We start from the raw sequence: 25758 nt of genomic DNA, 5'->3' as shown, positions 1-25758 counted from the left end.
ATTCTCTCCGTGTTGCTTCGCGCTGGGGTCGCACCGGCGCGTCGTGCTTCGATGCCTGGTTGCGGGGGCGCCGCCGCCCGCGTCATGCGCCTTGGCCTCGGGTGCCCGCCGCGCGCACGCGGCGGCTCGCATGGCGCTCGTCCTGCATGGCGATCGCGGTATCGATCTGCCGCAGATAGGCCCGTTCCTCCTCGAGCGCGCGGCGCGCGATGGCCGGCGTCGTTTCGATAAAGCGCACGCCCGTCGTGAGCCGCACCTGGGCGAGTTTCCACAAATCGGCGCGGATCACGGCGCCGATCTTCGGATAGCCGCCCGTGGTTTGCGCATCGCTCATCAGCACGATGGGCTGGCCGTTCGGCGGCACCTGGATCGTGCCCGGCAGCACCGCATGCGAGAGCAGGTCGGCGGGCGTGTCGCGCACGAGCGGCGTGCCTTCGAGCCGGTAACCCATGCGGTTGCTGTTGGGCGTGACCTGCCATTCGTCGGACCAGAAGGCGCGCTGCGCCTCGGGCGAGAAGCTGTCGTACTCGGGGCCGCGCAGCACGCGTACAGGCACGGCCCACAGCATGCCGTCCGGATGGCGGCCGCGCCTCGGCGGCACTTCGTCCGGATACACGAAGCTGCATTGCGACGGTGCCTTCACGCCGAACGGCGGCGCGCCTGCTGCGAGCGAGGCGCGCTCGCCGCCCGCCGCGAACGACGCGCCGGTGGCGAGGCGGTCGCCGTCCTTGAGCGCGCGGCCCGCGAGCCCGCCGAAGCCGGCGGCGAGGTCGGTGCTGCGCGAGCCGAGCATCGGCAGAACGTCGATGCCGCCCGCGACGCACACATAGGCGCGCATGCCGCGCTTCGCGCCATTGAGCACGAGCGTTTCGCCAGCCGCGACTGGCAGGCTCCACCACGACCACACCGGCTTGCCGCCTAGCGTCGCGTTGAAGTCGGTGCCGGTGATGGCCACGCGCGTCGCGCGCGCGAAGCGCAGCGCCACCGGGCCGAAGGTGATTTCGATCCCCGCCGCATCATGCCGGTTGCCGACGAGGCGGTTGCCCACTTCGAGCGCGAGCGTGTCGAGCGCGCCGCCGGTGGCGACGCCGAGATGCCGGTAACCCGGCCGGCCGAGATCCTGAACCGTGGTGAGCAGACCCGCGCGCATCACTTCGATCATGCGTGGGTCTCCTCGGGGATGACTTCGTTGATGTTCTCTACAACGAAGCGCACGCGGTCGCCGGGCATGAGCAGCGTGGGCGGATTGCGCGCGGGGTCGAAGAGGGGGAGCGCGGTGCGGCCGATCAGCTGCCAGCCGCCGGGCGCTTGCGCCGGATAGATGCCGGTCTGCTCGCCGCCGATGCCCACCGACCCGGCGGGGACTGCGAGGCGCGGCGCGCGCCGGCGCGGCGTGTGAAGCGCGGCCTCGAGTCCGCCGAGATAGGCGAAGCCCGGCTGAAAGCCGAGGAAGAACACGGTGTAGACGCCCGCCGCATGACGCGCGACGACGTCGGCGGGCGCGAGCCCGGTGTGCTGCGCGACCGCGCCGAGATCGGGGCCCGCCGCACCGCCGTAGCTCACCGGAATTTCGACTTCGCGGCCCTCGAAGGCGGCAACGGCTGCGCCCTCGGCCTCGTGCCATGCCGTTTCCAGCTCGGCGGCGAGGGCGTCGGCGCTGGCGGAGAGCGCATCGAAGGTGATCGTCAGATTGTTCATGCCGGGCACCACTTCGCGCACGGCGTCCCAGCCGCGCACGCTCGCAGCCACGGCCCAGACGCGGCGCTGGACCTCCAGCGTGGCGGGCGGCGGGGCCTCGCAGACGAGCGCCTCGTCGCCGAGGAAGTAAATACGGGGAACAGGATGGCTCATCGTCTCAAGCGGTTTCAGGCAATTCAGGCTCCGGTGTCATGGCCGGCATCCGATTTTTTCTCAGGGTACATTCTCGACAATTTATCGATAAATTATCAATAAGCGTTTCTGCCAGGGGCGAGGCGCGCGCGACCTCACTACACTGGCGGCACACCGTTTCGACCACAGGGTTGAGTCATGTCGCGCCCGCCGACCAAGATCGTTTCGTCCGAGCATCTCGTCTCCGAGACGAGCGCCGAGCTTTCCGAACTCGAATACGCCTTCATCATGGCAAGCAATGCGTTCAATCGCTGGATGGTGCGCTGCATGTCGGCGGCCGGCGCGAAGGACATGACGCCGGTGGAGGTGTCGCTGCTCCATCACGTGGGTCACCGCGGGCGCCGCAAGAAGCTCGCCGATATTTGCTTCGTGCTCAATATCGAGGATACGCACGTCGCCACTTACGCGCTCAAGAAGCTGGTCGCGCGCGGCTTGGTCGAGAGCGAGAAAAGCGGCAAGGAAGCGTTCTTTTCGGTGACGCCGGCAGGGCGCGATCTCTGCATGCGCTATCGTGACGTGCGCGAGAGTTGCCTGATCGCGACGCTCAAGGAAAGCGGTCTCACCAATCAGCAGATCGGCGACGCGGCACATTTGATGCGCAATGCGTCGGGACTCTACGACACGGCGGCGCGCGCAGCGGCGTCGCTTTGAGCATGTGCCGCGCCTGGGCGCGGCACGACGCGCAACTCAGCGCGCAACTCAGAGCCCAGCTTGGCGCGCAGCGAGACGCCCCACGAGATGCGCGCCGGCTTCGGTGACCACCGCGTCGAGCGGCAGGTCGTGCGCGCCGCGTTCGGGCACGCCATCGTCGATGCGGCACGCTTCATACGCGATGCCCACCGTGAGCGGCAACGCCGCGCCAGGCCAGGCGGCGAGCGTGCGGTCGTAATAGCCGCCTCCATAGCCGAGCCGGTAGCCGTCGCCGTCGAACCCCACGCAGGGCACGAGCAGCAGATCGGGCAGCGCTGCCTCGGCGGACTCCGGTTCGGGAATGCCGTGATGACCTTCGCGCATCGGCGCGCCCGGGGACCAGAAGCAAAACTGCAGCGGCGCGTGACGCTCGGCGATAACAGGTAGCGCTGCACGGCGCGACGCATCGGCCGCGAGCCACGAAGCAATCCATTCCCGTGCGTCGAATTCGCCTGGCAACGGCCAGTAAAAGCCAATCGAACGCGGTGCGAGACGGCCGACGAGAGCGTCGAGATGCGCGCTCAGCGCCGCGTTGGCCGGAGCGCTGGAAGAGGCTTCAAGACGGGCTGTGCGAAGTCGTAAACGCCACGCCTTTTTGGATTGAGCCGCAGGGTTGCATGCTATGCTTGGGTTCACCTCGCGCTCCAGAAATAACGATGTCTAAACGCCTTGTCCGAGTATATCGCGCGGCCGGTCTTGCACTGGCCGCCGCGGCACTCGTCGCGTGCAGCACGGCGTCTGCCGTGCGGCCTGTTGCCCTTGCTCCGGGCGCTGCGCTTTCAAGCGACGATCAAACCTTCATCCAGCTTCGCGAGGCCGCGCGCAATAACGATGCCGCGCGCGCCGCGCAGCTTGCCGCGACGATTCCGGATTATCCCGCGCCGTCGTACCTCGAATACTTCCAGTTGAAGCCACAACTGTTCGATTCGCAGGGCCATGCGCGCGTAGACGCGCCCGACGCGCCGGTGCTGTCGTTCCTGCAGCGCCACGACGGCGAGGCCATCGCCGACCGCTTGCGCAACGACTATCTGACCGTGCTCGGCGCGCGCCACGACTGGGCGAACTTCGACCAGCAGTACGCACGCTTCGTGCTCAACGACGACACGCAGGTGAAGTGCTACGCGCTGGAGTCGCGCGCGTCGCGCGGCGAGAACGTTGCCAGCGATGCGCGCGCGCTGCTGGTCGAGCCGCGCTATTACGGCGACGGCTGCGTCGACCTCATCACGGCGCTCGCAATCAAAGGCCAGTTCACCAGCGACGACGTCTGGCAGCAGATCCGCCTCGCGTACGAACAGAACCAGACCTCGACGGGCGCGAAGCTGCTCGACGGCCTCGCGCAGCGCCCCGACCCCGCTGCGTTCAGCCAGGCGGTCAGCACGCCGCCGCTCACGCTCGCGAACGGCGTGAGCGCCGATCCGCAATCACACCAGCTCGCGCTGCTCGCGGTTACGCTGATGGCGCGCAACGACCCCGCCATGGCCGCGGCCACTTTCGCGCAGGTCGCGCCTTCGCTCACCTCGCCGGAGCGCGCGATCGGCTGGGGCACGATTGGCTATCAGGGCGCGCTCAAGCGCATGCCGGCCGCGCTCGACTGGTATCGCCTCTCGGCCAACGCGCCGCTCTCGAACCCCGCCTACGAATGGCGCACGCGCGCCGCGCTGCTTGGCGGCGACTGGACCATGGTGCGCTGGTCGATCGAGCAAATGCCCGCTGCGCTGCGCTCGCAACCCTCGTGGGTCTACTGGCACGCGCGCGCGCTCAAGCAAGCCGGTGAAACGAGCCAGGCGAACCAGGAATTCGCGTCGATCTCGGCGGGCTATAACTTCTACGGCCAGCTTGCGACCGAGGAGCTGGGTCAGAAGATCACCATTCCGCCGAAGACCTCGGTGAGCGACGCCGAGATCGCCCAGGCCGCGCAGACGCCGGGCTTCGCGCTCGCGCAGCGCTTCTACGCGCTGAATCTGCGGCTCGAAGGCAACCGCGAATGGAACTGGCCGCTGCGCGGCATGAGCGATCGCCAGTTGCTGGCGGTCGCCGAATACGCGAAGCGCATCCAGTTGCTCGACCGCACCGTCAACACGGCCGATCGCACGCAGACCGAGCACGACTTCTCGCTGCGCTATCTCGCGCCGTTCCGCGACGTGGTGGAGCGCGATGCGCAAACCAACGGCCTCGACGTCGAATGGGCCTACGGCCTGATTCGCCAGGAGTCGCGCTTCATTCTCAACGCGAAGTCGGGCGTGGGCGCGAGCGGCCTCATGCAGATCATGCCGGCCACGGCGCAGATGGTGGCCAAGAAGATCGGCCTCGGCCCGCTCTCGCGCGACCAGCTCAACGACCTGAACACCAATATCCTGCTCGGAACGAACTATTTGTCGATGATCTACAATCAGTTCGACGGTTCCGCCGTGCTCGCCACCGCGGGTTACAACGCCGGACCGGGGCGCCCGCGCCAGTGGCGCGCGAACATGCCGCGCGGCGTCGAGGGCGCAATCTTCGCGGAAACCATTCCGTTCCAGGAGACCCGCGATTACGTGAAAAACGTGTTGTCGAACACGGTCTACTACGCGGCGCTGTTCGAGGGCCGTCCTCAATCGCTGAAGACGCGTCTAGGCTTTATCTCGCCGCTGCAGTGAACGTCGCGCGGCACGGCGCGTTCTCCCGATCACGAGCCGCGCCGCCGCACGAACCCCGGCGCCTGGCGCCGGTGCGCGCACGACGATGCGCGAGGAGGTCGAGGATGAGACATCAAGCCATCGCGGTCATCGGCGGTTCGGGATTCATCGGTAGCCATCTCGTCAACGCGCTCGTCGAGGCGGGCAAGGATGTGCGCGTGGCCACCCGGCGGCGCGCCAATGCCCGCCATCTCACCTTGCTTCCTATCGACGTGGTCGAAGCCGACGTGACCGATCCGGTCGCACTTGCGGGCTTCGTCGAAAATGCCGATGCGGTCATCAATTTCGTCGGCACGCTCAACGGCGGGCATGGCACACCTTATGGCCCGGGCTTCGCGAAACTGCATGTCGAGTTGCCCACGAAGATCGTCGCCGCCTGCGAGAGCAAGGGCGTGCACCGCTTCATCCACGTGAGCGCGATTGGCGCCGACCCGCGCGGGCCGAGCATGTATCTGCGCTCGAAAGGCGACGGCGAAAAGGCCGTGCACGCGGCCACGGCGCTGGCCACGACGATCCTGCGCCCGTCCGTGGTGTTCGGCCCCGACGACACCTTCCTCAACCGCTTTGCCGTGCTGCAAAAGCTTTTTCCGGCGATCCCGCTCGGCATGCCCGACGCGAAGTTCCAGCCCGTCTATGTGGGCGACGTGTCGAAGGCGATCGTCAACGTACTCGATCTCGACGCCGCGAGCGGGCAAACTTATGAACTCGGCGGGCCGACGGTCTACACGCTCGAACAGCTGGTGCAGTACTGCGGCGAAGTAGTGGGCCGTCACGCGCGCATCGTGCGCTTGCCCGATGCGTTCGCGCGGCTGCAGGCGCTTTCGTTCGAGATGGCGCCCGGCGTGCCGGTCCTCACGCGCGATAATCTCGATTCGATGAAAGTCGACAGCGTGCTCACCGGGCCGCTGGCACCGGAGTTGGGCGTGGAGCCCGTGAGCATCGAGACGATCGCGCCGCTCTATCTCTCCGACGCTTCGCTGCGCGCGCGCCTGAACATCTTTCGCACGAACGCACACCGATAGCGTCCAGAGCCGCACCAACGAAGCAGCAACGCAGCAGCAGCACATCCGCCGCGCGCCACGCATTCGGGCATGAGCCCGGGCACGTGGCGCACCCAACCTTGACTTCCTATTCAACGGTGATCATGAAACTCGTCATTGGAGACAAGAACTACTCGTCGTGGTCGATGCGCCCCTGGGTGCTGATGACGCATTTCGGCATTCCATTCGAAGAGGTGCTGATCGAACTCGGCGAGCCCGAAACGAAAGCGTCGATTCTTGCGGTTTCGGCGTCGGGCAAGGTGCCCTGCCTCCTCACTGACGACGGCCTTGCCGTGTGGGACACGCTCGCCATCGCCGAAACGCTCGCCGAGCGCTTTCCCCAACACGCGCTGTGGCCGCGCGATGCCAACGCACGTGCGCGCGCGCGCAGCGTGAGCGCCGAGATGCATTCGAGCTTCGCGGACTTGCGCACGACCATGCCGATGGCGATCCGCACGTCGAAGCCTGGCACGGGCGCCACACCCGGCACGCTCGCGGACATCGCGCGCATCGACTCGTTGTGGAACGCCTGTCTCGACGCCAGCGGCGGCCCATTCCTGTTCGGTGAGTTCAGCATTGCCGATGCGATGTACGCGCCCGTCGTGATGCGCTTCAACAGCTACGCCCCCGAGCTTTCGTCCAAAGCGGCCGCCTATGCGGCGCGCGTGAGCGCCGAGCCCGCCGTCGCGGCATGGATCGAAGCCGCGCGCAAGGAAACCCACCGTATCGAGCACGACGAACCCGACGCATGAAGATTTACGTGGTAGGCGGCGCGATCCGTGACGACATGCTGGGCCTGCCCGTGCGCGACCGCGATTACGTGGTCGTGGGCGCGACGCCCGAACAGATGGCCGCGCAGGGCTATCGCCCGGTGGGCAAGGACTTTCCGGTGTTCCTGCATCCGCAGACGCAGGAGGAATACGCGCTCGCGCGCACCGAGCGCAAGACCGCAGCGGGTTATCACGGCTTCCAGTTTTTCTACGCGCCCGATGTCACGCTCGAGGAAGATCTCGCGCGGCGCGACCTCACCATCAACGCGATGGCGCGCGAGATCCAGCCCGGGGGCGTGCTGACCGGGCGCGTGGTCGATCCATTTGGCGGTGCGAACGATTTGCGCGCGCGTGTGTTCCGTCACGTGAGCGATGCGTTTCTCGAAGACCCGGTGCGCATCCTGCGCATCGCGCGCTTTGCGGCGCGCTTCGCCGACTTCACCGTCGCGCCCGAGACCATGGCGCTGATGCAGTCGATGGTGGCCTCGGGCGAAGTCGACGCGCTCGTGCCCGAGCGCGTCTGGCAGGAAGTCTCGCGCGGGCTCATGGAAAGCAAGCCCTCGCGCATGTTCGCGGTGTTGCGCGAATGCGGCGCGCTCGCGCGCGTGCTGCCCGAGGTGGACAGCCTCTTCGGCGTGCCGCAGCGCGCCGACTATCACCCCGAAGTCGATACCGGCATCCACGTGATGATGGTGATCGACCACGCCGCCGCGCAGGGCTATGCGCTGCCGGTGCGCTTCGCCGCGCTCACGCACGATCTCGGCAAGGCGACCACGCCCGAAGACGTGCTGCCGCGCCACATCGGCCACGAAGGGCGCAGCGTCGATCTGTTGAAGCCGCTCTGTGACCGGCTGCGCGTGCCCAACGAATGCCGCGACCTCGCGCTGCTGGTCGCGCGCGAGCACGGCAACGTGCATCGCGTGATGGACATGGGCGCGGCTGCGCTCGTGCGCATGCTCGAGCGCAGCGACGCGCTGCGCAAGCCCGCGCGCTTTGCCGAGGCGCTGCAGGCCTGCGAGGCCGATTTGCGCGGGCGCCTGAACTGGGAAAACGCGCCGTATCCGCAAGCGGAGCGTCTGCGCGTGGCGCTTGCGGCCGCGCGCGGCGTGGACGCGGGCGCGATCGCGCGCACGATCACCGAGGCGGGCGCGGACAAGAACGCTGCGGAGAAGATCAAGGAAGCGGTGCACCGCGCACGCGTTGATGCGGTGGAAGAGGCGTTGAAGGCGGGCTGACGCAAGGCGTCATGCGCGTCATGGTGGTGTTCGAAACGGCGCACAAGTGCGCCGTTTTCGCGTTCAGCGTGTGATCAAAGCGCGCGCACGATAAACGAAAGCGCCATCGAGAGCACGAGCGTCGACATGAACGGCAGCGGATACTCGCGGCCGAAGATGCGCAGCGTGACATCGCCAGGCAGCCGGCCAATGCCGAGCTTCCTGAGCCACGGTTGCGCGCTGGAGAGAATCGCCACGGCGATGAAAGTGGTGATGAACCAGCGGATCATGAGCGCTCAGAGTGTGTGGCTGCGGTCGCCGCGCGCAAACGCGGCGATGGTCGCGTCGATGCCGCGCGAGAACGCGATCACCTTGAAGAGCTCGCCCATCTCCGCTTCCGATACGAGCTTCTGCACCGCGTTCGCGGCCGGCAGAAAACGCGCGGCGTCGTGCGGATCGATCTCGCCGAGCACTTCGGTGATGCCCGCGTTCATCAGGAAGCGCGCCTGCGAGGTATAGCCGAGCAGGTCCGCGCCCGCTTCGACGCCGGCTTGCGCGATGCCGCTGAATTCAACGTGCGCGGTGATGTCCTGCAAGCCGGGGTAGAGGAACGGGTCGCCGTGCGCGCGGTGGCGGTAGTGGCACATCAGCGTGCCTTGCACGCGCTGCGCGTGGTAGTACTCGCCGTGCGGAAAACCGTAGTCGATGAAAAACGCCGCGCCGCGCGCGAGCATCGCGCAGATCGTGCGCGTGAAGGCCAGCGCGGCCTCGTGCGTTTCCGTCACGTAGTCTTCGCTGCCGTCGATCTCCGCGAGCACGCTGCCGGGAACGCTCTGCGCCCAGCCCGCGTCGATCCCGCTCATGGCCGGGCGGTCCGAGAACTGGAGCGTGCCGTCGCCATTCACGCTCACGCCGCGCTCGTGCCACACGGCGTCCTTGCGCGCGAAGAGGCGCACCGGCATCGCGTCGAGCACTTCGTTGCCGATCACCACGCCTTCGAAGCGCTCGGGCAGCGCGTCGAGCCATTGCACGCGCGCGGCCAGATGCGGCGCAAGCTTGGCGATGGTTTCGCGCTGGCGCTCGCGCAACTCGCCCGACAGGTCGACGATGGCATACGAATCGAACACCACGCCGAGCGCTTCGAGCGCGAGCATCACGCCCGCCGCGAGCCGCCCCGTGCCCGCGCCGAACTCCATCAGCGCGTGCGTGCCGCTGGCCGCGAGCGCTTCGCCCACGGCGCGCGCGAGCGTGGCCGCGAACAGCGGCGACATTTCGGGCGCGGTCACGAAGTCGCTGCCGTCGTCGGCGAGCAGGCCGAACTTGCGCGAGCCGCCGCTGTAATAGCCGAGCCCCGGCGCGTAAAGCGCGCGCTCCATATAGCGGTCGAACTGCAGCCAGCCGCCCGCAGCGGCGACTTCCGCGCGCACGGTTGCGGCGAGCGCCTCGGACTGCGCGAGCGCGATCGGCTCGGGAACAGGTAAACTAGCGGGTTCGTGAGCTTTCGGATTCATCCCGGCATTGTAAATGAGTGAAACATCGGGCATCCGCCGGTCTGGCGGGGTTTCGGGGGGCCAGCCATCTGAGGGCCAACCAAAGGGCGCGCTGCCATCCGACCCCGCATCGAGCCTGAGCCAACCGTCCGGATCGTCTCCGCATTCTGGCGCAAGGGCTGCCGCGCGCGTGATCCTCGTGACGGGCGGCGCGCGCCGCATCGGCCGCGCATTTTCGCTGGGCTTTGCCGAACGCGGCTGGGACGTGGCGGTGCATTACGGCGGTTCGCGGGCCGAAGCCGATGAAGTCGTCGAGCAAATCCGCGCCATGGGCCGCCGAGCGGTCGCGCTGCACGCCGATCTGGCGGACGAGGCCCAGGTGGCGCGGCTCGTGCCCGATTGCGCCGCTGCGCTCGGCCTGCCCGCGTGCGTGCTGAACAATGCATCGCGCTTCGAGGAAGACACGGCGCGCGACGTCGGCTACGCGAGGCTGCAGCATCTCATGGCGATCAACGTGGGGGCGCCGCTGGTGCTGGCGCGCATGCTGTGGGCGGCGACGCCCGAAGCCGCGTTGCAGAACGAGTCGTTGCGCACCTGCGTGATCAACGTGCTGGACCAGAAGCTGTACAACATGAATCCCGACTACCTGTCGTACACGCTGACCAAGGCCGCTTTGCAGAACGCCACCGTTGCACTGGCCCAGGCGCTCGCGCCGAAGATGCGCGTGGTGGGTCTGGCTCCTGGCCTCACGCTGCAATCGGGCGACCAGACGCCGGAGAGCTTCGCCGCCGCGCATAAGGTTACGCCGCTCGGGCGCGCGTCGCGCCCCGGCGATCTCGTGGAGGCCGCGCTGTATCTCGCTCAGGCCTCGGGCGTGACCGGCTCGACGCTGGTAGTCGACGGCGGCCAGCACCTCGTGCCGCTGCCGCGCGATGTGATGTTTTTGACCGGCGATCAGGCGTCGGGCTGAGGTGGGCCTGATGTTGACCTGATGTTGACCTGATCGGGCGGCGAATCGCGTTGCGGACGCGTTTCGCAATCGACGCCAAATAATGCAACTAAATGCATAGACCGTAATCGCTGCGAAAACATTCAATCGCGGCCTGAATTCCGCAAACGCGCCTGCAATGCAATCGCACCAAGGCTTTGCAACCCAGGCTTTGTAACCCGTATGACCCGCGTGGCGCGCAGCGCCCGCCCACGTGCAAGAAAACGCACGCTTTTATCGACTGGAACGAACATGTCCGCTGTACTCCTGCATCCCCGGCTAGCCGATTGCCGCCGGCTTTTCTTGCGCAACTACGAAGTGCACATCAACATCGGTGTGCATGACTTCGAAAAACGCGGTGAACAGCGCGTCATCATCAACGTCGACCTGTTCGTTCCGCTCTCGTCGACCACGCCGCACGAAGACAAGCTGCGCGAAGTCGTCGATTACGACTTCATGCGCGCGACCGTCGCCGCACGTGTGGGCCAGGGCCATATCCATCTGCAGGAGACGCTCTGCGACGACCTCGCCGCCGCGCTGCTCTCGCACGAGCAGGTGCGCGCCGTGTGCGTGTCGACCCAGAAGCCCGACGTGTACCCGGACTGCGACGCGGTGGGCGTCGAGGTCTTTCGCATCAAGGAGGACTGAGTCATGAACGTCCCCGAAACGCTCGTTACCGAAACGTCGGCCGACGCCTCGCTCGAAGCCCCTTCCGAAGAGAACGGCCGCCGCGCGCTCACGCGCCGCGAGCAGAAGGAAGCCTACGAGAACAACAAGTTGTTCAAGCGCATCGTGCGCCAGGTCGGCCAGGCGATCGGCGACTACAACATGATCGAGGACGGCGACAAGGTGATGGTGTGCCTGTCGGGCGGCAAGGACAGCTATGCGATGCTCGACGTCCTGTTGCGCCTGCGCGAGCGCGCGCCGATCGACTTCGAGATCGTCGCCGTGAACCTCGACCAGAAGCAGCCTGGCTTTCCCGAGCACGTGCTGCCCGAATATCTCGACAAGGTGGGCGTGCCTTACCACATCGAGAATCAGGACACCTACAGCATCGTCAAGCGCCTCGTGCCCGAGGGCAAGACCACCTGCTCGCTGTGCTCGCGCCTGCGCCGGGGCATTCTGTACCGCGTGGCGGGCGAGCTCGGCGCGACCAAGATCGCGCTCGGCCACCATCGCGACGACATTCTCCAGACGCTGCTGCTGAACCTGTTCTACGGCGGCAAGCTGAAGGGCATGCCGCCCAAGCTGCAATCCGACGACGGCAAAAACATCGTGATCCGGCCGCTCGCCTACGTGAAGGAAACCGATCTGGAGAAGTACGCCGAGCTGCGCGAATTCCCGATCATTCCGTGCAACCTGTGCGGCAGCCAGCCGAACCTCAAGCGCGCGGAAATGAAGGCGCTGATCCGCGAGTGGGACAAGCGCTTCCCGGGCCGCGTCGAGAACATGTTCAACGCGCTCGGCAATGTCGTGCCGTCGCACCTGATGGACGCGTCGCTGTTCGGCTTCAAGGGCCTGCGCGCGACGGGCGTGGCCGACCCGGCGGGCGATATCGCGTTCGACGAAGACCCGTGCTCGACCGATTCGCCCGAGATGTCCGGCGACGGCGCAACGCTCAAGTTCACGCCGCTCGACGAACTCTGAAGCATGACGCAAGCGGCGCGCGCGAGCGTCGTTTGCAAAACGGCATCTGACCCCAAAGCGGCCTGTCGTGGCCGCTTTTTTTACGCCTGATTTTCCGCCTGACGCGGGTGTGTCAAGGAGTGTTGAAAGCTCTGCGAACGCCTGCCTGCAAGCGGCGTCGGGGTACCCCCCATGCTAAAATCGACCGCTTCATTCCCTCTCAAGTCACCGATGCAATGAACATCGTGATCCTCGCGGCAGGCATGGGCAAACGCATGCACTCCGCCCTGCCGAAAGTACTCCATCCTCTCGCCGGCAAGCCGCTTCTCTCGCACGTCATCGACACCGCACGCAGCCTCGCGCCCACGCGTCTCGTGGTCGTGATCGGCCATGGCGGCGAGGCCGTGCGCGCAGCCGTGTCCGCCCCCGACGTGCAGTTCGCCGTGCAGGAGCAGCAGCTCGGCACCGGCCACGCGCTCGCGCAGGCGCTGCCGCTGCTCGATGCGAACCAGCCCACGCTCGTGCTCTACGGCGACGTGCCGCTCACGCGCGCGTCCACGCTCAAGCGCCTGACCGACGCCGCGGCCGAGGCGGGCGATAAAGCGGGCTACGGCATCCTCACCGTGACGCTCGACGATCCGACCGGTTACGGGCGCATCGTGCGCGGCGCGACCGGCGAGGTGCTGCGCATCGTCGAACAGAAGGACGCGAACGACGACGAGCGCCTCATCGACGAAATCAACACCGGCATCGTCGTGACGCCCACCGCGCCGCTGGCGGGCTGGCTCGCGGCGCTCGGCAATAACAACGCACAGGGCGAGTACTACCTCACCGACGTCGTGGAAGCGGCAATCGCCGCCGGCCATCCGGTCGTGACCGCGCAGCCCGACGCCGAATGGGAAACGCTCGGCGTGAACAGCAAGCAGCAGCTCGCCGAACTCGAGCGCGTGTACCAGCGCAACGCCGCCGAAACATTGCTGGCGGCAGGCGTCACGCTCGCGGACCCGGCGCGCTTCGACCTGCGCGGCTCGATCAGCTGCGGGCGCGATGTTTTCATCGACGTGAACTGCGTGTTCGAAGGCACGGTCTCGCTCGCCGACAACGTGCGCATCGGTCCGAACTGCGTGATCCGCGATGCCGTGATCGGCGCGGGCACGCGCGTGGATGCCTACACGCACATCGAGAGCGCCACGGTTGGCGCGCAGGCCGTGCTTGGTCCGTACGCGCGCCTGCGTCCGGGCGCGCAGCTTGCCGACGAGGTGCACGTGGGCAACTTCGTCGAGGTGAAGAACGCGAACATCGGCCTGGGCTCGAAGGCCAATCACCTGAGCTACGTGGGCGATGCCGACGTGGGCGCGGGCGTGAACATCGGCGCGGGCACCATCACCTGCAATTACGACGGCGCGAACAAGCACCGTACCGTGATTGAAGACAAGGTGTTCGTGGGCTCCGATACGCAGCTCGTCGCGCCCGTGCGCGTGGGCCGCGGCGTGACCATCGCGGCGGGCACGACCGTGTGGAAGGACGTGCCCGAAGACACGCTCGTGCTCAACGAAAAGACCCAGATCGTGAAAACCGGCTACGTTCGGCCGGTGAAGAGCAAGCGCTGATAGACAACTGAACGGCGGAACATCGCGGGCGCCGTGCGTGTTGAAACGCGGCGCCCCGCCCCTCATTGCAAAGGACCGAACTCCATGTGCGGCATCGTCGGCGCAGTAGCGCAACGTAATATCGTCCCCGTTCTCATCGAAGGCCTGCGGCGGCTCGAATACCGCGGCTACGACTCGTGCGGCGTGGCCATCGTCACCGCCGCTGGCCCGCAGCGCATGCGCAGCGTCGCGCGCGTGGCCGAGCTCGAGGACCAGGTGCGCGAGGCGCGCTTCGAAGGCGTCACGGGCATCGCCCACACGCGCTGGGCCACGCACGGCGCGCCCACGGTGAACAACGCGCACCCGATCTTCTCGCGCGACGCGCTCGCGATCGTGCACAACGGCATCATCGAGAACTACGAGTCGCTGCGCGAGACGCTGCGCGGCAAGGGCTACGAGTTCGTCTCGCAGACCGATACCGAAGTCATCGCCCACCTCATCCACAGCCTCTACCAGGGCGACCTGTTCGCCGCCGTGCGCGAGGCCGTGCAGCAGCTCGCCGGCGCGTATGCGATCGGCGTGGTGCACAAGGACCAGCCGCACACCGTGGTGGGCGCGCGCGCGGGCTCGCCGCTCGTGGTGGGCCATGGCGAGGGCGGCAACTTCATCGCCTCGGACGCGCTCGCGATCGCGGGCAGCGCGAAAAGCATCAGCTATCTGGAAGAGGGCGATGTGTGCGAGGTCACGCTCGAGGGCGTGCGCATCGTCGACCGCGCGGGCAATCCCGCCGAGCGCGTGGCGCGCGACGTGCAGGCCTATAGCGGCGCGGTCGAGCTGGGCCCGTATCGCCACTACATGCAAAAGGAGATCTTCGAGCAGCCGCGCGCGATCTCCGACACGATTCCCGCCGATGCCGCCTTCGATCCCGTGCAGTTCGGCGACACTGCTGCAGAGGTGTTCAGGGGCATCGACAGCATCCTGATTCTCGCGTGCGGCACGAGCTACTACGCGGGCCTGACCGCGAAGTACTGGCTCGAATCGGTCGCGAAGATCCGCACGGAAGTGGAGATCGCGAGCGAGTACCGCTACCGCGAGTCGGTGCCCAATCCGCGCGCGCTGGTGGTGACGATCTCGCAGTCGGGCGAGACCGCCGACACGCTCGCGGCGCTCAAGCACGCGCAGTCGCTCGGCATGGAGCAGACGCTCGCGGTCTGCAATGTGGCGACGAGCGCGATGGTGCGCCTGACCTCGCTCAGGTTCCTCACGCACGCGGGGCGCGAGATTGGCGTGGCGTCCACTAAAGCGTTCACGACGCAGCTGGTGGGCCTGTTCATTCTCGCGGTGACGCTGGGCAAGCTGCGCGGCCACGTGAGCGCGCAGCAGGAAGACGCGTACCTGAAGGCGCTGCGCCACCTGCCGGCGGCGCTCAATGGCGTGCTGGCGCTGGAGCCGCAAATCATCGCGTGGTCGCAGGAGTTCGCGCGCAAGGAAAACGCGCTGTTCCTCGGGCGCGGGCTGCATTACCCGATCGCGCTCGAAGGCGCGCTCAAGCTCAAGGAAATCTCGTATATCCACGCCGAGGCGTATCCGGCCGGCGAACTGAAGCACGGGCCGCTGGCGCTGGTGACGGAGGCGATGCCGGTGGTGACGGTCGCGCCGAACGACGCGCTGCTGGAGAAGCTCAAGTCGAACATGCAGGAAGTGCGCGCGCGCGGCGGCGAGCTTTATGTGTTCGCCGATGCCGATACGCATATCGCGAGCGAAGAGGGCATTCACGTGATCCGTATGCCGGAGCACTATGGTCTGCTCTCGCCGATCCTGCACGTGGTGCCGCTGCAACTGCTTGCGTATCACACGGCCTGCACGCGCGGCACCGATGTGGACAAGCCGCGTAATCTCGCGAAGTCGGTGACGGTGGAATAAGCGGGTGGAATAAGCCGTGACGTGTCGCTGACACGTCCGTCACAAGGCCGGATGCTCTACGAGCGTCCGGCCTTTTTTATTGGCGACGATTTGAGATTCCGCTTCGCATTTGACGGAAGACGTTAAGCGCTTCACCCGAATCCTTTCAAGACAGTAATCTTCGCGTTGAGTCACGTAGAATCACTCGGGGCCGTGGTTTCGGCCCGTGAATGATTGCGGAGAACGCTGGTGAAATCACGCGTAGGGATGAAGCGCCTGATCGGATACGGATCCGTGCTGATTATCGGCATGGGTATTGTCATAGCGGCCACGGTATGGGGCGAGGGCCGCCAAGGCGATGTCGAAGCGGCCGTCGCCACGACTCGTCCCCCGGCTGCAACAAAGCCTGCACCTGTGGCGCTGGCTGCCGCCGAGGCGCCCTCCGCCCCTCAGAGCGCGGGCGCAGCCTCCATGACCATGCCAGACGCGATCCGCGCCATCCAGAATGCAGCCACGACGAAGTGGACCGCCAACGGGGCTCAGGAGCCTCACGCCGGTGAGGCAGCGCCGGCGCTGCCGGCCGGATTCACATTCGATACTGCCGCTACCCCTGCCTCTGCACCCAGGATCTGTACCACGGCAAAACGGATTATCTGTGCCGACAAGACCACCTATGTGGCCACGGCCTATATCAACGGGACGCCGCAGTTTTCTTTCCCGTTCCGCCCCGGCGATGGCCGAGGCACCAGCTTTGCTACCGGGGACGGCCACGGACGGATTGACTGGAAATCACGCCATCACGTCTCCAGTCTTTACGGCACGCCCATGCCATATGCGATGTTTATCGCGTGGGACAAGGATTCGCGCAGAGGCCAGGCGTTCCACCTTTCCTATGATTTCCAGCGCGAGGGGTATGACGGCTTTAGCCACGGCTGCATGGGCGTCGGTTCCGAGGCCGTGATGCAGCGGATGTGGGACACGTTCAAGCCGGGCGACAGAGTCTACACATACCGTAGTTGACGCTGAGGCTTAATCGTCGTCGTCTTCGCGATGGTGCTTGTACCAGCCGCGATGACGGCCGTGGTCGTGCCAGCGGCGGTCCCCGTCGTCATCTTCGCGATAACCATAGCCGTACCCATAACCGTAGGCAGGCGCGGCGTAGGCCACGGGGGCCTGCTCGTAGACCACCGCAGGCGGCGCCGCGTAGACCGGCGCAGGGACGCCCAGCATCACGCTCAGGTCGGTATGCGCCGACGCCTCTCCACACGCAGCCGCAAGGGCCACGCCGAGAGCGGAAAGAATCAGTGCGCGTTTCATGGTGCTTCCTCGTCTTTTGTATTGATGTGTGTCCGGACGCTGCGAGGCGCCCGCGGATGCCCGGATACTAGACACTGGAATCGCTCCAAGGTGAAACCGCATGCGCTCGGCTGTAACCGTCTGTAAAAAAGCGGTTGCGCCCCGCGTACTTCCACGCGTTCCTCCCGCCTCCTGACGAAAGCCTGAATGCAAGGCCATAATGGCTCCGATCGAATTCAGGAGGTGAAAGTGGCCGATTTTGAGCAAGTCCTGCAGCAACCGGGTCAGCAAGCGCGCTTGCCCCGCCTGTATGTGTTCTCGGGCGCGGGACTCTCGGCGGAAAGCGGCATCTCGACGTTTCGCACCGGCGACGGCATCTGGACGCATGCGAGCATCGACGAGGTCTGCAATTACCACACGTGGCGACGCAACCGGCCCGCGGTGTTTCGCTTCTACAACCAGCGCATTGCCGAATGCTCGGGTGCGCGCCCGAACGAAGCCCATCGCCTGCTCGCGCAGTGGCAAAACACGTGGGGCACCGAGCGCGTGCATCTCATCACGCAGAACATCGACGACATGCTCGAGCAGGCTGGCGCGCGCCAGGTCACGCATCTGCACGGCGACATGATTTCGCTGCTCTGCACCGACTGCGACTACCGCTTTCCAAGCGTCGGCTCGAATCTCGATCCCGGCGCGGCCTGTCCGTCATGCGGCCAGGTGGAAAGCGTGAAGCCGGGCGTCGTGTTCTTCAACGAGGCCGCGCCCGAATACCAGACGCTCTGGCGCATTCAGCAAGCCATGACCGACGATGATCTGTTTATCGCCGTTGGCACGGCGTTCGAAGTGATTCCGCCCGAGCGGCTGTTGCCGCCCACGCGCTATGGCCGCTACGCGCGCAACTTGCTCGTCGATCCCGCGCCGCAGCGCACGGAGTTCTTCGGCGTGGTCGAGCAGGCGCCGGCGACCATCGGCTTGAGCGAGCTCGAACCGACCATCGAGCGGATGATGGAAGGCGGCTAACGCAGCCGCGCGGTGGATCGCCACGAGGGCGTGCTGGCTAAACGGCTGCACGCCCTTTTTGTTGCCTGCACTCACGAAGGTCCCACGAACCATGAACATATCGAAGCAGATCGTCGGTTATCTGCGTTCGCGCTCGCTTGTGCTGGCGAGTATCGAAACCTGCACCGCCGGAGCCATCACGGGCATGCTCGCCGATGTGGCGAGTGTTGCCGGGTGCCTGGATGTTGGTGTCGTCGCGCATACGAGCGCGGCGTTGGCGGGTTTGCCCGGTGCGGCGGGCAGTGCGCAGCCGGATGAGCCGCTTGCCCGTGCACTGGCCGAAGCATTGCTCGCGCAGCGCGCCGGACATGCGAACGTTGTGCTTGCAAGCATCGGATGGCTGACGCCGGAGCAGGAGCGCAGCGTAAGCGCCGCGCACTGCTTTGCATGGGCGTGTCTGCAAGGAGACCAAGTGGTGTCGGCAAGCGAGACCGTACTCTTTTCCGGGCGTCGCGCGGAGTTCAAGCGTTCAATTGCGCGTCGTGCGCTGTTGGGGCTGCCGCGCTTCGTCGATGCCTTTGCATCCTGACGTCGCATCTGGCAACGCACGTTATTCAATAAGAGTTATGAATCTATATATGTATACGTAGTAATAGTTAACAAGCCCTGGCATTTCCTGTGGATAACGCGGTATTTCTTATTCAGTTCAATTCGATGCAATCCGGACAGGCATGCGGACAATTGCTGTATGCATTTCGAACTGTGCGGATAACTTTTGGGCCTTTGATGAACCACCAGGAGTTATCAAGAAGTGATCCACAGATCATTCGCCAGGTCGTCCCCAGCTTGTCCAGAGGCTGGCGTGGATAACTCTCGCGGCCGCGTGTTATCCACACAATCGCTGAAGGCAAAAAAAAGTCGCCCGGAGGCGACGCTATCTTGATGCCGATGAATTGAACCGGTGAAATCGGCGTTCGCTTTTTCCGCGTATTCAGGCGGATTCTGCAGCCTGGGTTTCGTGCGCTTTGACGCGCTCGCGCGCAGTAGGCAGCAACTGGCAGACAAGCAGCCCAGCGAGCATCAGCGCGCAACCCACGAGCGCGCGGGTACTGAGCGTCTCGCCAAGTGCGATCCAGCCTGCGATTGCCGCGAACACGCCTTCCATGCTGAAAATCACTGCGGCGTGCGCGGGCGCCGCGTCGCGTTGCGCGACCACCTGGATCGTATAGGCCACGCCCACAGAGAGCGCGCCGCCGTAGAGAATGGCGGGCGCCGCACGGACGATGCTGTCGAGATGCATGGGCTCGACAGCGACGCCAATGACGAGGCAAACCAGTCCGCAGGCGACGAACTGCACGATCGAGAGCAAGAGCGGATCGTGACGCGGTGCGTAATGACTCACGAGCATCATCTGAATGGAGATGACGAGCGCGCAGCCAAGCTGATACCAGTCGCCATACATGATCGAAAAATGCTCGTTGATGCTCAGCAGATAGAGCCCGGCCGTCGCGAGCGCTGCGCCGATCCACGTGCCGGGACCGGTGCGATGGCGCAGCAGCACGCCCAGCATGGGCACGATGACAACATAGAGCGAACTGATGAAGCCGGCGTTGGCGATCTTCGTGTAGCGCAAGCCGATTTGCTGCAGCGAGATGGCCACGGCGAGCACGAGCCCGAGCACCGCGCCGGAGCGCAGCAGCGCCGCATCGAGGCGGGGCGCGTAGGCGGAGGCGGCTTGGTCGTGCCCCTGGCGCATGCGCTGCAGCCGGTTCATCACGAAGACAAATGTCGATACGACCCCGGCTCCTAGCAGGAACCGCAGGCCGGTGAAGAGGAATGGGCCGATGGCGTCGAGGCTCAGTCGTTGGGCGACGAATGCGGAGCCCCAAATCATGGCGGCGGCCAACATCAGTAGATTGGCGCGCAGGTGGTGGTTGGCGGGTTTCAAGCGAAATTCTCGATTCTGGCGTGACTCTGCCATGGACGGCAGATCCGCAAGGCGAACAGCCGTGCGAAACCTCGATCGTATCTGAATTGAAAGCAAATTGTCTCACCGAAAATACACTGGCCCGATTACGGATGACAAACGGCTTATGCTGCGTGATACTGCTTCGCGCGAATCGCCCGTCCAGATCGGCCGGCGGGCCGTTTCGCCGTACTGCAAAGCTCAATTCACAACGTGCCGGTCATACCAGGTTTGGGGAACAACAGATGAAAAAGATTCTCGCCTCGCTCATCGCAGCATCCTTCGCACTGATTTCGGCTCAGGCTTTTGCTCAGGAAGCATCGGGTGTCGCCGCCGCGGCAACCGCTGCCAGCGCTCCGGCCAAGGCCAAAAAGCAACACAAGACGCTCAAGCACCACGGCAAACGCGCCCCGGTTGAAGAAGCTGCTTCGGCCGCCGGCACGAACGCCAAGGGCACGACGAACTAAAGCATTCGTCGGGCCGCGCGGCAACGCGTTGCGTGCGCGGTCAGCAAAAAAAAGCCAGGGCACATGCCCTGGCTTTTTTTGTCCCCGTTTGGGGGGCTTTATATGGCGCTTATTTCACGCGTCGTTCGCGAGCCCGGCTTCGAGCAACGCCGTCAAAAGACCGGTCATGCCCTGCGGATGGCTTTCCGCGCGAGCCTTCAGCTTTTCCACGAGATCGGCGTTGAGCTTGCACGCGAACGGCACGAGGCCGGCGGCCTGATCGAGCTTGCGCTGCTCGCGGCGGTCGAGTGCCGCCGGCCCCGAGTCCTTGCCGAAGCGGTCGGGGCCGGCCTTGTGGGTCGATTGCATCAGTTTTAGCGCCTTGTTTTTCTCAAGGTCGAATTTTTTCATGGCCATGGGTTCAGCTCCGAGTTTGGGCAGTGGCGCGCATTGTACGCAAACGCCCGCGCGCGTCCATCGTGGCGATGCGCATCAGGGCGTCGCGCTGCCGTTGTGATTGCCGTTGCCGTCGGCATTGTTGTCACGCACCTCGTCGATCAACGCTCGCATGCGCTGCCAATGCGAACCCTCCCAGAACACCCGCTCGCAGACGTCGCAGGTCACGAAGCGCGTCTGCCGCTCGAACACGCCGGCGGGCACGCGTGAGCGCACCTCGGCGCGCGCGATGTGGCGCAGCGGGGCATTGCACGCGAGGCAGAGCCGGAACGGCCGCACGCTCGCGGCCAAATCGAGCCGATCGAAGAGTTCGTGAAGCTGCGCGCGCGGCTTGAGCGCGCGCACGTAGCAACCGTGCGTGATGCTCCGCCGCTTGAGCAGCTCGCGGTCGCGCGTGAGGACGATGCGGTGCTCGGTGAGGGCGAGCGACTCGATAGCGTCGTCGGCGAAGTGGTTGTCGTAAAGCGTGTCGAATCCCACGAGCCGCAATAGTTGCGCGAGGCCGCCCAGATGGGCGTCGGCGATAAAGCGCAGCTCCCGCAGCGGGCTTGCGCGCACGCGCAGCAAGGGCCGGATGTCGAGCGCCTCGAACTTCGGATAGACGGCCACGCGATCGCCATCCGCGAGCGGATGCTCGAATCCCACCGATTCGCCGTTCACGAGGATCAGTTCCACTTCGGTGTGCGGCACACCGAGCGCCTCGATCATGTGCTTCGCGGTGGCGTCGCGCGCGCACACGCAACTGAACGCGCGCCGTCGCAGCGGCCGCGCGAGAAAATCGTTCAACTCCTCGTAGAAGCGGAAAGTGGCGGTGACCATGACGCCAGTATCGCACCGGCGCGTGCGCGCGGCATGGTGCCCGGATGCGCTGCACGATGCACTGCGTTGGCAGGCGTACTGTGTTCTACTCGCGTTTTTCACCATGAGGAGCAGGCAATGGATATCGGCTTTATCGGCCTTGGAGAAATGGGGGCCGTGATGGTCGTGAACTTGCTGAAGGCCGGGCACACGGTGCGCGTCTGGAACCGCACGCCGGCGAAGGCGCAGGCACTGGCCGACGCGGGTGCGCGCGTGGTCGCGTCTCCGGCCGAGGCGTTTGGCGGCGACGCCGTAATGTCCATGCTCGCCGACGACGCGGCGCTGCGCGAAGTGTTCGACGCCGCATTGCTCGCGCAGGCGCCTCGCGGTCTCGTGCACGTGAACATGGCGACGATTTCGGTGGCGCTTGCCGAGACACTCGCGCGCGAGCACGCGGAATTGGGGCTGCACTATGTTGCCGCGCCCGTGCTCGGCCGGCCCGACGTCGCCGCGGCTGCGAAGCTGACAATCATCGCGGCGGGCGCCGCCGAAGCCATCGACCGCGTGCAGCCGCTCTTCGACGCGATCGGCCAGAAGACCTGGCGCATCGGCGCGCTGCCGCAACAGGCGAACGTGATGAAGCTGGCCGCGAACTTCATGCTGGCGGCGGCAGTGGAGGCGCTCGGCGAGGCGGCGGCGCTACTGGGCGGCCACGGCGTGGCGATGCGCGATTTTCTCGACGTGGTCACGGGCGGGCCATTTCCGGGTCCCGTGTACGCGGGCTATGGCGGCATGATCGCGGAAGGCCGCTACGAGCCGGCGCAGTTCAAGGCGCGCCTCGGCTTGAAGGATGTGCGGCTCGCGCTGGAAGCCGCCGACGCGGTCGCGACGCCGCTGCCCGTCGCGAGCGTGCTGCGCGACAGCCTGCTCGATGCCGTTGCACACGGCGATGGCGAGTGCGACTTCGCGGTGCTCGGCAAGGTTGCGGCGCGCCGCGCGGGGCGTGCTTGATCGACGCGGCCAAAATCCTCGGGCCCTCGCGTGTTGACGCACACAGCGATGGCGGGCGCGGGTGGATAATGTGAGACGAATAAGGCGCTTGATAAGGGGCTGACGGCAAGGCTCCGCGCCACGCGAGCGGACGGGGAACGATGCAAATCAGCGGAAACAATGGGAACGGAGGCGGCGGATGGAGACGCGCATCCTGATCGCCGATCATGACGAGAAGTCGCTGACGGGGCTCGGCACGTTACTGGCCGACCTTCACTACGCGACCGCCTTGGCGAAAACACTCGACGACGCAGCCGAAGCCGCTGCGCGGTTTGTCCCGGACGTGGCGATCGTCGCGCTGTCGCTTGCGCCCGACGACGAGCCGGCCGCTCTCGTGCAGCGTTTGCGTGAAGCCTGCGGTGCGCGCCCGCCGCTCCTGATCGCGCTGAGCGGTTGGGGCGAGTCGCGCCACCGCGATGAAGCGCTCGCCGCTGGCTTCGACGTGCATCTGGTGCGCCCAGTGGGGCTCGATCAGCTGACGTTCATTCTCTCGATGGTTTCCCAGTAGCGGTGCCGGGGGGGCTCAGGTCGGTTCGCTTGTCATAGCAGCGCCTCGCGAACCCATGGCCCCTATCCGGGTAATCCTGATGATCATTTTTGTTGCTTATTAGCAACGTTCAGGGTCCCTACTACTTTACATGTTGCGTCGCACCAAGTAGTTCGCTATACTTGTTTCTGTCTCCTCCATGTCTCCTCTGATATGGATTCAGCCCGCCAAACATGGCGGGCTTTTTTTTGCCTGTGCGTTTTGCGTCACTGCAATCCGGCGTGTGCTGGCCGCCCGCACAAATGGAAAGACCCGACACTTCGCAGTGCCGGGTCTTTTGCTTTTTGCAGCCGCAGGGATATCGGGTGGCTTAACGGAGCCTCAGGCCTTCAGCCCGGTGTCCTCGGCCGCGCCGATCGCAAGATTCATGCACTGAATCGCCGCGCCCGAAGCGCCCTTGCCCAGATTGTCCAGACGCGCGACGGTTACGAACTGCTCGTCGTTGCCGAACACGAACAGGTCGACGCGGTTGGTGTCGTTGTTCGCCTGGACGTCGAACATGCCCGAATCCAGATTGGCCTCGGCATTGAACGGCATCACGCGCACGAATTTTTCACCCTGGTAGTACTCGGCGTAGAGCGCCAGCACGTCTTCGGGCTTGGTGCGGCGCGCGAGCTGCTGCGGCGAATAATAGGTCGTGACCGCGAGACCCTTGTAGAACGGGCCCACGATCGGCGTGAACACGGGCGCGCTTTTCAGGCCGCCGTGGAACGCCATTTCCGGCAGATGCTTGTGCGTGAGGCCGAGCGCGTAGGGGCGCGGGCTCATGAGTTTCTCGTTGCCGCCGGCTTCGTACTCCGCAATCATCTTCTTGCCGCCGCCGCTGTAACCGGTAAGCGAGTAGGCGTGCGCTGCGAAATCGGGCGCCACGAGCCCAGCCTCGACGAGCGGACGCATGGCCAGCACGAACGCCGACGCGTGGCAGCCCGGCACGGCGATGCGCTTGGCGCTGCGCAGTCGCTCGCGCTGCGCGCGGGCCAGTTCGGGCAGGCCGTAGGCCCAGTCGGCATCGGTGCGGAAGGCCGTGCTCGCGTCGATGAGCACCGTGTGCTCGTTCTCGACCAGCGAGGCCGATTCGCGCGAGGCGACGTCGGGCAGGCACAGGAAGGTCACGTCGGACGCATTGATGAGGCGGCGGCGTTCCTCGACGTCCTTGCGCTTCGCTTCGTCGATCCGCAGGATCTCGACGTCGGCGCGCTGCGACAGGTATTCGAAAATCTTCAGGCCGGTCGTGCCTTCCTGTCCGTCGACAAAAACTTTCGTGCTCATCTCGGTCTCTCTGAAACTCGGGGATTGCGGGCGCTGCCCGCCGCGCTGGCGAGAGTCGCCGCGCGGCGCTCACTGATGCGGCGCCGGAACGGTATTTTAAGACCGATGGCCGCGCGACGTACGGCGGCCGGCAGAAAAAAATCGGGAGGAACCCGTATCAAGCCGTGGCGGCGCGGTGAGGTCTTATTCGCTGCGATTCGTCCGGACTACACAAGAACCGCATGGCAGGCGTATATTTCAGCGCCCGTACATGACAGTTATTCGCGCGCTGCCGAGCGTGGCACCGTTAATCTCGTGATCGAACGCCATCGCCGGCCCGCCTGCGGAGAGCGCGAGTTTGTCGGCCCCGAGTGCGTAGACGGTCACGATATAGCGATGCGGCTTGCCCGGCGGCGGGCATGGGCCGCCGTAGCCGGTGCTGCCGAAGTCGTTGCGCGCCTCGAGCGCGCCGAGCTTCGTTAGCGCGCCCGAGGCACTGGCGTTTTCGGCCAGCGTATTCACGCGCGCCGGAATGTTGGCGACGGCCCAGTGCCACCAGCCGCGGCCCGGCGCATCGGGATCGAAAACCGTGACCGCGTAACTGCGCGTACCTGCTGGCGGGTTGCGCCATGCCAATTGCGGCGACCGATTCGCGCCCGTGCAGCCGTTGTCGTTGAACACCTGCGGTGCGGCAACCTGTCCGCCGTCGCGAAAGTCCACGCTGCTGAGCGCAAACGTGCCTTGCGCGTGGGCATTTGCGCATGCCAGTGCGGCGATAGCCAGGCCCGCGCCGACGAAACCGGTCGCCCAGATGGCCTGCAAAGCCTTGGTGGGCGGCAATGGGGACCAGGCACGCGCATGTACGCCTGAGGCTCGCATGGGGCGGATCTCCTATAGGTTTGTTAAAGATGCATGACACACTGCCGACGGGGTGTTTCGAATTGTGTGCCACACTGAACTTCGTTCAATATTACGACTTTAAGCTAACGCGTTTTGGCCGTCTGATGGCTGCGCGCGCGAGGAAATCGGCTATAGTCGCCTGCTTTGCTGCCCACGCAAAAGGCGATGTTTCGGCAAC

General features: G+C 65.6%; 27 protein-coding genes. 16 read left to right on the top strand and 11 right to left on the bottom strand.

Features of this window, described 5'->3' with window-relative positions:
• Positions 1 to 82 precede the first annotated feature (82 nt).
• Positions 83 to 1162 (bottom strand): 5-oxoprolinase subunit C family protein, encoded by a 1080-nt coding sequence (locus HV773_RS04860; protein ID WP_129563066.1) that lies wholly within the window; start codon positions 1160 to 1162, stop codon positions 83 to 85.
• Positions 1159 to 1851, bottom strand: coding sequence for a 5-oxoprolinase subunit PxpB (pxpB, locus tag HV773_RS04855; protein WP_129563065.1), 693 nt, complete (start codon positions 1849 to 1851; stop codon positions 1159 to 1161). The genes HV773_RS04860 and pxpB overlap by 4 nt, the downstream gene beginning before the upstream one ends.
• Before the next feature lie 177 nt (positions 1852 to 2028).
• Here pxpB and HV773_RS04850 point away from each other — a divergent pair, with 177 nt between their 5' ends.
• Positions 2029 to 2541: a winged helix DNA-binding protein gene (locus HV773_RS04850; RefSeq protein WP_129563064.1), complete on the top strand. Its 513-nt coding sequence runs from the start codon at positions 2029 to 2031 to the stop codon at positions 2539 to 2541.
• 48 nt (positions 2542 to 2589) lie between these two features.
• Here the strand turns inward: HV773_RS04850 and HV773_RS04845 are convergent, their stop codons facing one another.
• Entirely contained in the window at positions 2590 to 3228 is a 639-nt protein-coding gene (locus HV773_RS04845; protein WP_129563063.1) for a 5-formyltetrahydrofolate cyclo-ligase, read from the bottom strand.
• An 8-nt stretch (positions 3229 to 3236) separates the two neighbouring features.
• Here HV773_RS04845 and HV773_RS04840 point away from each other — a divergent pair, with 8 nt between their 5' ends.
• The 4 genes from HV773_RS04840 to HV773_RS04825 all read left to right on the top strand — a co-directional run bounded on the left by HV773_RS04840 (position 3237) and on the right by HV773_RS04825 (position 8300).
• A complete protein-coding gene (locus HV773_RS04840) occupies positions 3237 to 5216 on the top strand; it encodes a lytic transglycosylase domain-containing protein (RefSeq protein ID WP_129563062.1) in 1980 nt (659 codons plus the stop codon).
• A 104-nt stretch (positions 5217 to 5320) separates the two neighbouring features.
• On the top strand, positions 5321 to 6277 hold the full coding sequence (locus HV773_RS04835) for a complex I NDUFA9 subunit family protein (RefSeq protein ID WP_129563061.1): 957 nt from the start codon (positions 5321 to 5323) through the stop codon (positions 6275 to 6277).
• 122 nt (positions 6278 to 6399) lie between these two features.
• On the top strand, positions 6400 to 7047 hold the full coding sequence (locus HV773_RS04830; RefSeq protein ID WP_129563060.1) for a glutathione S-transferase family protein: 648 nt from the start codon (positions 6400 to 6402) through the stop codon (positions 7045 to 7047).
• A complete protein-coding gene (locus HV773_RS04825) occupies positions 7044 to 8300 on the top strand; it encodes a multifunctional CCA addition/repair protein (protein WP_129563059.1) in 1257 nt (418 codons plus the stop codon). Before HV773_RS04830 ends, HV773_RS04825 begins: the two co-directional genes overlap by 4 nt.
• Positions 8301 to 8374: 74 nt before the next feature.
• Here HV773_RS04825 and HV773_RS04820 read toward each other — a convergent pair whose 3' ends face one another.
• Complete coding sequence (locus HV773_RS04820) at positions 8375 to 8569, bottom strand: DUF2905 domain-containing protein (protein ID WP_035534054.1); 195 nt, start codon at positions 8567 to 8569, stop codon at positions 8375 to 8377.
• 6 nt (positions 8570 to 8575) lie between these two features.
• A complete protein-coding gene (locus tag HV773_RS04815) occupies positions 8576 to 9790 on the bottom strand; it encodes a class I SAM-dependent methyltransferase (protein ID WP_162497817.1) in 1215 nt (404 codons plus the stop codon).
• A 115-nt stretch (positions 9791 to 9905) separates the two neighbouring features.
• On the opposite strand from HV773_RS04815, the gene HV773_RS04810 reads away from it, so the two are divergent.
• The 6 genes from HV773_RS04810 to HV773_RS04785 all read left to right on the top strand — a co-directional run bounded on the left by HV773_RS04810 (position 9906) and on the right by HV773_RS04785 (position 16894).
• Entirely contained in the window at positions 9906 to 10739 is an 834-nt protein-coding gene (locus HV773_RS04810) for an SDR family oxidoreductase (protein ID WP_227875424.1), read from the top strand.
• 270 nt (positions 10740 to 11009) lie between these two features.
• The gene (locus HV773_RS04805; RefSeq protein ID WP_129563056.1) at positions 11010 to 11405 is read left to right on the top strand and encodes a dihydroneopterin aldolase; all 396 of its coding nucleotides are present in this window, start codon (positions 11010 to 11012) and stop codon (positions 11403 to 11405) included.
• Between the two features lie 3 nt (positions 11406 to 11408).
• The gene (ttcA, locus tag HV773_RS04800; RefSeq protein ID WP_129563055.1) at positions 11409 to 12404 is read left to right on the top strand and encodes a tRNA 2-thiocytidine(32) synthetase TtcA; all 996 of its coding nucleotides are present in this window, start codon (positions 11409 to 11411) and stop codon (positions 12402 to 12404) included.
• Between the two features lie 215 nt (positions 12405 to 12619).
• The gene (gene glmU, locus HV773_RS04795; protein ID WP_129563054.1) at positions 12620 to 13993 is read left to right on the top strand and encodes a bifunctional UDP-N-acetylglucosamine diphosphorylase/glucosamine-1-phosphate N-acetyltransferase GlmU; all 1374 of its coding nucleotides are present in this window, start codon (positions 12620 to 12622) and stop codon (positions 13991 to 13993) included.
• Between the two features lie 84 nt (positions 13994 to 14077).
• On the top strand, positions 14078 to 15895 hold the full coding sequence (gene glmS, locus HV773_RS04790; protein ID WP_129563053.1) for a glutamine--fructose-6-phosphate transaminase (isomerizing): 1818 nt from the start codon (positions 14078 to 14080) through the stop codon (positions 15893 to 15895).
• 246 nt (positions 15896 to 16141) lie between these two features.
• The gene (locus HV773_RS04785) at positions 16142 to 16894 is read left to right on the top strand and encodes a L,D-transpeptidase (protein WP_129563052.1); all 753 of its coding nucleotides are present in this window, start codon (positions 16142 to 16144) and stop codon (positions 16892 to 16894) included.
• A 9-nt stretch (positions 16895 to 16903) separates the two neighbouring features.
• Here the strand turns inward: HV773_RS04785 and HV773_RS04780 are convergent, their stop codons facing one another.
• Entirely contained in the window at positions 16904 to 17191 is a 288-nt protein-coding gene (locus HV773_RS04780; protein ID WP_129563051.1) for a hypothetical protein, read from the bottom strand.
• A 186-nt stretch (positions 17192 to 17377) separates the two neighbouring features.
• On the opposite strand from HV773_RS04780, the gene HV773_RS04775 reads away from it, so the two are divergent.
• A complete protein-coding gene (locus tag HV773_RS04775) occupies positions 17378 to 18190 on the top strand; it encodes an SIR2 family NAD-dependent protein deacylase (RefSeq protein ID WP_129563050.1) in 813 nt (270 codons plus the stop codon).
• Positions 18191 to 18281: 91 nt separating this feature from the next.
• Positions 18282 to 18758 (top strand): CinA family protein, encoded by a 477-nt coding sequence (locus HV773_RS04770; RefSeq protein ID WP_129563049.1) that lies wholly within the window; start codon positions 18282 to 18284, stop codon positions 18756 to 18758.
• A 402-nt stretch (positions 18759 to 19160) separates the two neighbouring features.
• Here HV773_RS04770 and HV773_RS04765 read toward each other — a convergent pair whose 3' ends face one another.
• Positions 19161 to 20150 (bottom strand): DMT family transporter, encoded by a 990-nt coding sequence (locus HV773_RS04765; protein ID WP_227875326.1) that lies wholly within the window; start codon positions 20148 to 20150, stop codon positions 19161 to 19163.
• A gap of 230 nt (positions 20151 to 20380) precedes the next feature.
• Here HV773_RS04765 and HV773_RS04760 point away from each other — a divergent pair, with 230 nt between their 5' ends.
• Positions 20381 to 20602 carry a hypothetical protein gene (locus HV773_RS04760; protein WP_129563048.1) on the top strand — a complete coding sequence of 74 codons (222 nt, stop codon included), beginning with the start codon at positions 20381 to 20383 and terminating at the stop codon, positions 20600 to 20602.
• 114 nt (positions 20603 to 20716) lie between these two features.
• Here the strand turns inward: HV773_RS04760 and HV773_RS04755 are convergent, their stop codons facing one another.
• Together HV773_RS04755 and HV773_RS04750 are read right to left on the bottom strand one after the other, a co-directional pair.
• Positions 20717 to 20998 carry a hypothetical protein gene (locus HV773_RS04755; protein ID WP_129563047.1) on the bottom strand — a complete coding sequence of 94 codons (282 nt, stop codon included), beginning with the start codon at positions 20996 to 20998 and terminating at the stop codon, positions 20717 to 20719.
• 75 nt (positions 20999 to 21073) lie between these two features.
• Positions 21074 to 21856, bottom strand: coding sequence for a Mut7-C RNAse domain-containing protein (locus tag HV773_RS04750; protein WP_129563046.1), 783 nt, complete (start codon positions 21854 to 21856; stop codon positions 21074 to 21076).
• Between the two features lie 33 nt (positions 21857 to 21889).
• On the opposite strand from HV773_RS04750, the gene HV773_RS04745 reads away from it, so the two are divergent.
• Positions 21890 to 22846, top strand: coding sequence for an NAD(P)-dependent oxidoreductase (locus HV773_RS04745; protein ID WP_129563045.1), 957 nt, complete (start codon positions 21890 to 21892; stop codon positions 22844 to 22846).
• Between the two features lie 178 nt (positions 22847 to 23024).
• Entirely contained in the window at positions 23025 to 23393 is a 369-nt protein-coding gene (locus tag HV773_RS04740; RefSeq protein ID WP_129563044.1) for a response regulator, read from the top strand.
• A gap of 360 nt (positions 23394 to 23753) precedes the next feature.
• Here the strand turns inward: HV773_RS04740 and argC are convergent, their stop codons facing one another.
• Together argC and HV773_RS04730 are read right to left on the bottom strand one after the other, a co-directional pair.
• A complete protein-coding gene (gene argC / locus HV773_RS04735; RefSeq protein WP_129563043.1) occupies positions 23754 to 24701 on the bottom strand; it encodes an N-acetyl-gamma-glutamyl-phosphate reductase in 948 nt (315 codons plus the stop codon).
• 237 nt (positions 24702 to 24938) lie between these two features.
• Positions 24939 to 25559 carry a YbhB/YbcL family Raf kinase inhibitor-like protein gene (locus tag HV773_RS04730; protein WP_129563042.1) on the bottom strand — a complete coding sequence of 207 codons (621 nt, stop codon included), beginning with the start codon at positions 25557 to 25559 and terminating at the stop codon, positions 24939 to 24941.
• Positions 25560 to 25758: the final 199 nt, after the last annotated feature.

The sequence above is a fragment of the Paraburkholderia caffeinitolerans genome (assembly GCF_902859945.1).
Lineage (GTDB): Bacteria > Pseudomonadota > Gammaproteobacteria > Burkholderiales > Burkholderiaceae > Paraburkholderia > Paraburkholderia caffeinitolerans.
This window is presented reverse-complemented; position numbering and strand designations above follow the sequence as displayed.

What these genes read in the sequence shown, in the direction of transcription:
- HV773_RS04840 (WP_129563062.1), top strand. Translation starts at nt 3,237, where the DNA reads ATGTCTAAACGCCTTGTCCGAGTATATCGCGCGGCCGGTCTTGCACTG.
- HV773_RS04850 (WP_129563064.1), top strand. Translation starts at nt 2,029, where the DNA reads ATGTCGCGCCCGCCGACCAAGATCGTTTCGTCCGAGCATCTCGTCTCC.
- ttcA (WP_129563055.1), top strand. Translation starts at nt 11,409, where the DNA reads ATGAACGTCCCCGAAACGCTCGTTACCGAAACGTCGGCCGACGCCTCG.
- HV773_RS04770 (WP_129563049.1), top strand. Translation starts at nt 18,282, where the DNA reads ATGAACATATCGAAGCAGATCGTCGGTTATCTGCGTTCGCGCTCGCTT.
- HV773_RS04785 (WP_129563052.1), top strand. Translation starts at nt 16,142, where the DNA reads ATGAAGCGCCTGATCGGATACGGATCCGTGCTGATTATCGGCATGGGT.
- HV773_RS04805 (WP_129563056.1), top strand. Translation starts at nt 11,010, where the DNA reads ATGTCCGCTGTACTCCTGCATCCCCGGCTAGCCGATTGCCGCCGGCTT.
- HV773_RS04740 (WP_129563044.1), top strand. Translation starts at nt 23,025, where the DNA reads ATGGAGACGCGCATCCTGATCGCCGATCATGACGAGAAGTCGCTGACG.
- HV773_RS04745 (WP_129563045.1), top strand. Translation starts at nt 21,890, where the DNA reads ATGGTGCCCGGATGCGCTGCACGATGCACTGCGTTGGCAGGCGTACTG.
- HV773_RS04835 (WP_129563061.1), top strand. Translation starts at nt 5,321, where the DNA reads ATGAGACATCAAGCCATCGCGGTCATCGGCGGTTCGGGATTCATCGGT.
- pxpB (WP_129563065.1), bottom strand. Translation starts at nt 1,851, where the DNA reads ATGAGCCATCCTGTTCCCCGTATTTACTTCCTCGGCGACGAGGCGCTC.
- HV773_RS04750 (WP_129563046.1), bottom strand. Translation starts at nt 21,856, where the DNA reads ATGGTCACCGCCACTTTCCGCTTCTACGAGGAGTTGAACGATTTTCTC.
- HV773_RS04760 (WP_129563048.1), top strand. Translation starts at nt 20,381, where the DNA reads ATGAAAAAGATTCTCGCCTCGCTCATCGCAGCATCCTTCGCACTGATT.
- HV773_RS04775 (WP_129563050.1), top strand. Translation starts at nt 17,378, where the DNA reads ATGCAAGGCCATAATGGCTCCGATCGAATTCAGGAGGTGAAAGTGGCC.
- HV773_RS04820 (WP_035534054.1), bottom strand. Translation starts at nt 8,569, where the DNA reads ATGATCCGCTGGTTCATCACCACTTTCATCGCCGTGGCGATTCTCTCC.
- HV773_RS04730 (WP_129563042.1), bottom strand. Translation starts at nt 25,559, where the DNA reads ATGCGAGCCTCAGGCGTACATGCGCGTGCCTGGTCCCCATTGCCGCCC.
- argC (WP_129563043.1), bottom strand. Translation starts at nt 24,701, where the DNA reads ATGAGCACGAAAGTTTTTGTCGACGGACAGGAAGGCACGACCGGCCTG.
- glmU (WP_129563054.1), top strand. Translation starts at nt 12,620, where the DNA reads ATGAACATCGTGATCCTCGCGGCAGGCATGGGCAAACGCATGCACTCC.
- glmS (WP_129563053.1), top strand. Translation starts at nt 14,078, where the DNA reads ATGTGCGGCATCGTCGGCGCAGTAGCGCAACGTAATATCGTCCCCGTT.
- HV773_RS04825 (WP_129563059.1), top strand. Translation starts at nt 7,044, where the DNA reads ATGAAGATTTACGTGGTAGGCGGCGCGATCCGTGACGACATGCTGGGC.
- HV773_RS04765 (WP_227875326.1), bottom strand. Translation starts at nt 20,150, where the DNA reads ATGGCAGAGTCACGCCAGAATCGAGAATTTCGCTTGAAACCCGCCAAC.
- HV773_RS04830 (WP_129563060.1), top strand. Translation starts at nt 6,400, where the DNA reads ATGAAACTCGTCATTGGAGACAAGAACTACTCGTCGTGGTCGATGCGC.
- HV773_RS04815 (WP_162497817.1), bottom strand. Translation starts at nt 9,790, where the DNA reads ATGAATCCGAAAGCTCACGAACCCGCTAGTTTACCTGTTCCCGAGCCG.
- HV773_RS04755 (WP_129563047.1), bottom strand. Translation starts at nt 20,998, where the DNA reads ATGGCCATGAAAAAATTCGACCTTGAGAAAAACAAGGCGCTAAAACTG.
- HV773_RS04780 (WP_129563051.1), bottom strand. Translation starts at nt 17,191, where the DNA reads ATGAAACGCGCACTGATTCTTTCCGCTCTCGGCGTGGCCCTTGCGGCT.
- HV773_RS04860 (WP_129563066.1), bottom strand. Translation starts at nt 1,162, where the DNA reads ATGATCGAAGTGATGCGCGCGGGTCTGCTCACCACGGTTCAGGATCTC.